Here is a 2,534-nt window from a genome sequence, read left to right as displayed (position 1 = left end):
AGATTATTTCAAGCTTCTGATTCTTTAAAAACTTTAGAAGTTGATCGGCGAGGTTTAGGTTTTTCTAAGGCTTCAATCCTTAATAATAGTTCGTTTACTCGATTGTTGACATAAATGTTAACATCTGATTTTAACTCATCTATTCTATCCTGAATGAGATGATTTAAATTTTTAGGCTCTAGCTGATCGATTGCCCCATCTAGCACGCCTAGCTGTTTTCGTAATAGCCGGGCTGCTGTCAGGGAGAGGGATTCTCCCGGCTGCTGATTAGCCTCTAATAATATTAATTCATCTTCAGAAAGTCGGAAGCTGATCGGTGGTTTACTGCTCATGTTGACATTCCTTGTTTACTGTACACTTACCAGTTTACACACTCTGTCAACTTTTGTCAACCCCCTGTTTACTTATTTGTTTACAGTTAGCAAAAGACTGTAAACTTATCAGTACACAAGAAACGTCAACACTTGTCAACTTTCTGTTTACTTATCCATTTACAAACAATCATGAAGAATTTCTAAAAAACTTATTTCCTAGATCGGATAGTTTCCCAGACCAGCCAAAAATATGCCCGTCTCTCTCTACAGGATAGAGATATTCACAAAGGCCTCGACCTACTAGATCAATTCCTTGCCGGATAGCAAGTAAAAGATCGGTGGGACAAGGGATTATATGCTTTTTGATAGCCGTAGCAAGGATACGGCCGCAGTGCCACCACGCTGAGGGCAAAAAATCGATATAGCCAGAATCTTTAATCTTTTTGATACAGCTGCCCTTGCTTAAATACTTACCCATCTCTTTGGCTGCCGATTTCTTAAGCCGTTGGCAATTCACGGCGGCCCGACAATTAATCTCAGGCAATTGATCAGCAGGTATCCACTGAGCGAGTCTGGCGTTCATGATAGAGTGCCATATCTGGCGCATCCGATTAGCAGTGATCCACCAATTCCAATCCCCGGCATGGGCCGGATAGATAAAATGCAAGTGAGGGCAGGGAATGCCAGATTTTTCCATTCTCTCAGGCTGAATCTCGGTCACGCCTACATAATGCCCCCTGCTTTTTGGAGAGTGCCGGGCCAGTTCTCGATCAAGTTGCTGTAAAAATTGGCGGGCCAGTTCCGACCAATCGGCGATCAGAAGCAGCAGATAATCTTCCGGGAGAGAGGGAAGGGTGATCGTACCGAAGGCCAATCTTTTCCGTGAGTATATTTGCTCAAGCCGGTAGCAGCCATTCTGGATCATATTTTTGCCATAGGAAGTCAAACCGTTCTGGCCACGGGGGGTGCGGGGGGATCGGACTTCATCTCTTAGAGAAGTGTGAGAGTTAATAGGAATTGAAAATCTTATATCGCTAGAATCTTGGGATGAGTATTTTTGCTCAATGATTTCTTGCGATCGTTCTGGAATAAAGTACGCTTGTTCTTCTACTCGATAGCCTTTATAATCCCGAACTGGTACAAAAGCACTATCAAATTGATACTCGTAATCGCGATCGTACTCTCGATCAGCTTGGCGAATTTTTTTCCCCGGCACTACGCCGGCGGTGATTTTGCCGTTCTCCCAGATTTTGCCGCGCAGTCCAGTCTGGTTGACTGAGTTGTTTTTTTTGTCCGTTGACTGGACAAAAGAGCTAGATTGCATTATGATTAATTTTAGATTTATATTGGTGGTAAGCGCTTCTCTCGCGAGAGAGAGGCGCTTGCCATTTTCATTTTTAACATTTTCTCATCAAGAAATCAAGGGCTAATTTTATAACCATTGGCTATAAGTTTGTAGCGGAATGCTACAAACTTATGACAGATTGTCATATATATACTATATATACTATATATATATAATACATCTAATTTATATCTACAGATGTATTCCATATATGATACATATAGCCTTATTTAATATTAAAAAATCAGAGAAAAGATTATAATAGGAATTACAATTCTTCTTAATTGATAAAAACCTTTTGTATTTCATGAATGCAAAAGGTTTTTTATTGCATGGATGCAATTGGCAGGGGTTGTGGGTAGTGACACCCTATCGTCTCACTATAGGCTAGGATTAGGTTCCGTGTAGTGACAACTATAGTCCTCACTCTAGCCTAGGATTAGGTCCCGTGTAGTGACAGTATATACCCTTACTGTTGCCTAGGATTAGATCCCGTGTAGTAACATTGTACATTCTTACTCTAGGCTAGGTAACGCGCAGCAAACAAGAACCTGAGAAGTTTCGGACTATGGCGAGTTATGACAACTCCCTGCTTACTTACTTCTTAGGTTCTTGTTTGGGCATATTGCCGGGGCCTACGTTGCACCGCTGCAGAGCGTATTATTTTCATTATAAATGATTAATGGTTTTCCCGACAAGTTTTTTTCGGTTTTTCCCCCAGCAATTGCCGGGGGAGATTATTTCAAGCTTCTGATTCTTTAAAAACTTTAGAAGTTGATCGGCGAGGTTTAGGTTTTTCTAAGGCTTCAATCCTTAATAATAGTTCGTTTACTCGATTGTTGACATAAATGTTAACATCTGATTTTAACTCATCT

At 41.0% G+C, this 2,534-nt stretch carries 2 protein-coding genes; both read right to left on the bottom strand.

What is annotated here, in order from left to right:
• Positions 1–8: 8 nt before the first annotated feature.
• Entirely contained in the window at positions 9–332 is a 324-nt protein-coding gene (locus tag IM507_RS19870) for a hypothetical protein (protein WP_287637586.1), read from the bottom strand.
• Between the two features lie 169 nt (positions 333–501).
• The gene (locus IM507_RS19865; protein ID WP_287637584.1) at positions 502–1,638 is read right to left on the bottom strand and encodes a hypothetical protein; all 1,137 of its coding nucleotides are present in this window, start codon (positions 1,636–1,638) and stop codon (positions 502–504) included.
• Positions 1,639–2,534 lie beyond the last annotated feature (896 nt).

The sequence above is a fragment of the Microcystis sp. M20BS1 genome, from assembly GCF_020245305.1.
In the GTDB taxonomy this organism is placed as follows: domain Bacteria; phylum Cyanobacteriota; class Cyanobacteriia; order Cyanobacteriales; family Microcystaceae; genus Microcystis; species Microcystis ichthyoblabe_A.
Note: the sequence above shows the minus strand (reverse complement) of the source record. Positions and strands in the feature narration are given on the sequence as shown.

What these genes read in the sequence shown, in the direction of transcription:
- IM507_RS19870 (WP_287637586.1), bottom strand. Translation starts at nt 332, where the DNA reads ATGAGCAGTAAACCACCGATCAGCTTCCGACTTTCTGAAGATGAATTA.
- IM507_RS19865 (WP_287637584.1), bottom strand. Translation starts at nt 1,638, where the DNA reads ATGCAATCTAGCTCTTTTGTCCAGTCAACGGACAAAAAAAACAACTCA.